The 2920-nt window shown below is 60.7% G+C and carries 2 protein-coding genes; one reads left to right on the top strand and one right to left on the bottom strand.

All coding sequences use genetic code 11. The features are described 5' to 3' along the window. Window positions 1–539: 539 nt before the first annotated feature. Window positions 540–1352, bottom strand: coding sequence for a TatD family hydrolase (locus R6U20_RS05325; RefSeq protein WP_410336826.1), 813 nt, complete (start codon window positions 1350–1352; stop codon window positions 540–542). A 150-nt stretch (window positions 1353–1502) separates the two neighbouring features. On the opposite strand from R6U20_RS05325, the gene R6U20_RS05320 reads away from it, so the two are divergent. Then, window positions 1503–2816 carry a SpoIID/LytB domain-containing protein gene (locus R6U20_RS05320; protein ID WP_410336825.1) on the top strand — a complete coding sequence of 438 codons (1314 nt, stop codon included), beginning with the start codon at window positions 1503–1505 and terminating at the stop codon, window positions 2814–2816. Window positions 2817–2920 lie beyond the last annotated feature (104 nt).

Raw genomic sequence — 2920 nt, 5'->3', positions numbered from 1 at the left:
ATTAAATCGACAATGGTGTTGTGCTCGGCCAACTCTTTGGAATCGGAAAGAATCAGCTCCTCTGCATTTATTGTTTCGGCATCAATAGTTCCCTTCACCGCGACGGCGGCTGGGAGGTCTTCGAGTTTTATACGGAAACGAAGACGGTGTACGTCGATTACTCCGGCCAACTTCAGAAAGCACAGATGGATAACGCGCCGGATGCGGAGTAAGTCACTTTCAAACCTGACAGGTCTGCGAGGCTTGTCAGGTTTCTATTAGGTCGCTATTTCCAAACGCCTCGTTCCCGCCTGGAGCGAGGCGTTTTTTTGCGCATCCGCACGGGTTCAGGAGGAAGCGACACAGCGTCCCCCTTCCATCATGTCTCGCACCATTGAAGGCACTACGCCCCTGCCCCACTCCCCCTTTCCGCATCACGTGGATGCACTGAACAACGTGCGTACCAGCTTCAACACTCAGGCGCTCGACCGCTCTGGCGATGCGTGCGGATCCCAAATCCCCTTACCACATGCTGCCCAGGCGATTGCAGAAGACAGACGTTACGCTAACTCGGGCAGCCCATACACCGCCCGGGCGTTGGCCGTGGTTTGCGTGGCGATTTCGTCGAGGGTGTAATCCGTGACATCCGCCAGATACGTGGCCACATGACGCACAAAGGACGGCTCGTTGCGATTGCCGCGCTCGGCTTGCGGCGCCAGGTACGGCGCATCGGTCTCCAGCACGATATGCTCCAACGGAACAGCCTGAAGCATGGCGTCGTGGTCGCTGTTGTTGAACGTCACAATGCCGCCGATCCCCACGTAAAAGCCCAGATCCCACGCCCGCTGCGCTGTGGCCGCGTCATCCACAAAGCAGTGCAGAATGCCGTGGAGCCGGTCGCCCTGGGGATGGGCGCTACGCTCCTCCTCCAGAATGGCAAGCACATCCTCGGTGGCCTCACGGTTGTGGATCACGAGCGGCAGCTCCGTCTCGATAGCGAGACGAATATGCGCCCGAAAGAAATGCTGCTGCCGATCATCGAACGAGCGGTCCCAGTAGTAGTCGAGCCCGCTCTCGCCGATGGCAACCACCTGGTCATGGGTACACGACTCGGCGACTGTTGCCATCGCATCGTCGACTGCGTCTTCTGTGGCAGATGGATGCAGCCCGGTCATCGCAAACACGTCAGCGTGCGCTTCGGACAGCGCCACCGCTTGCTCGATGGATGCGAGATCGATAGCGGGTAGCACGACAGCCTCTACGCCCGCCTCGCGCATACGGGTGAGCACCGCGTCGCGGTCGTCGTCGAAGCGGTCGAGGTAGAGATGGGCGTGCGTATCCACAATCATAACATAAACAAAAATGGTGATCAAACAGTGAGGATGCGCAGGAGACCTTGGACAAATCCGGCTGCCGAGTGCAGCACGGATGCAACTTCGCGTATCGTTTTATATACTGTAGATTCCGAGGTTGCCCCCCTCGTCATTGCTTCATCAGCGTATCCACCAACCGCTCTACTCACTGTGGCTTTCTGGTCTGCTTTTAGTCAAGTGCCGTGCTACCCGTTGCGTGGGTTCGGATGCGGGCTTGGCGGGATCATCCTTCTGCTTCTGATCGCCGGAAGCCGCCCCGCTCCCGCAGCGGCCCAGGACGTGCGCGTGCGCATCTTCGACCGCGAGTCGCCGCGTCAGATCGAACTGACCGCATCGCGCCGCACGCCAGTGCATACGGACCTGGAGCGCGCCCCGCTTTTCCACATCGAGCCGGGTACCTCCGCCACCCTTACGCTGCACCGTGGTGATGTGCGTCTTGAGCACGGATCGCACAGCGTTGCCGCATCCACGCTCTACCTGGATGCTCCTGAGGAGGCCGCCACAACGTTTCAGAGTCAGGAGACGCAGCGCTCCTACAGCGGTGTGTTCGAGGTACGCCCCGACGGCAACGCCATTGAGCTTGTGAATGCAGTTCCCTTAGAACACTACGTCGCCAGCGTCGTCGCCAGCGAGTACGGGCTCGACGACGAGGAAGGGGCCAAAGCCATGGCTGTGGTGGTGCGTACATACGCGCTTCGCGGCAGCGACAAGTTCGACAGCACGTACACCCATGTCGATCATACGATTTCGCAGGTGTATCGGGGCCTGTCTACAATGACCGACGCCTCGCGCGCAGCCACCGAGGCCACTCGAGGCGAGGTGCTCACGTATCAGTCGCATCTCATCGAGGCGGTGTACTTCTCCAGCAGCGGCGGCCATACGGCAAACAACGAAGACGTGTGGGATGCCAGTGAAACGCTGCCCTACCTGCGTGGGCGCAATGACCCCTACGATTCGGCATCGCCGCATCATACGTGGGAGTCGTCGGCCAATCGGACCACAGTGCTGAGCGGCCTGGAGCGCCAGTTTGGGGGATCTGTACGGGGCTTCTACCTCGGCGATACAGCAGACAGCGGTCGTCTGCTTACCATGGAGTTACTCCGCCCGAACGGAAGTCGAGAGCCAGTGCAGGCCAATGCCTTTCGGCAGGCGGTCAACCGTGCTGCCGGGCGCGAGGTACTCAAAAGCACCTGGTTTGAGGCGCGCCGCAGCGGCTCGCGCTACGTGTTTGCTGGGCGCGGCTACGGGCACGGCGTAGGATTAAGCCAGTGGGGTGCCCACGGCATGGCCAACGAAGGGCGTTCGTATCGCGACATCCTGGGGTTCTACTATCAGGGGGCTACCATCACCCATCTCGACAACGTGGAGCAGCCGCCCGCCCAGCTTGCGCTGGACGAACCCGGTGCCGAGGAGCCAGATCCGGCAGCCACTGAATCGCGGTCCTCGCGCCGCATTGGGTGGTAGGTTCCGCAAACACCAAACAAACACGAAGCGATGTGCTCAGGGCGCGCCCTGCTCTGACACATCCAGCCCCACCGCCAGCAGGTAGTCGGTGCCGTCGAGCGTAT

The sequence above is a fragment of the Longimonas sp. genome, assembly GCF_046498435.1.
Classification (GTDB): domain Bacteria; phylum Bacteroidota; class Rhodothermia; order Rhodothermales; family Salinibacteraceae; genus Longimonas.
The sequence above is the reverse complement of the archived record's forward strand: the minus strand, read 5'-3'. Positions and strand labels throughout refer to the sequence as shown.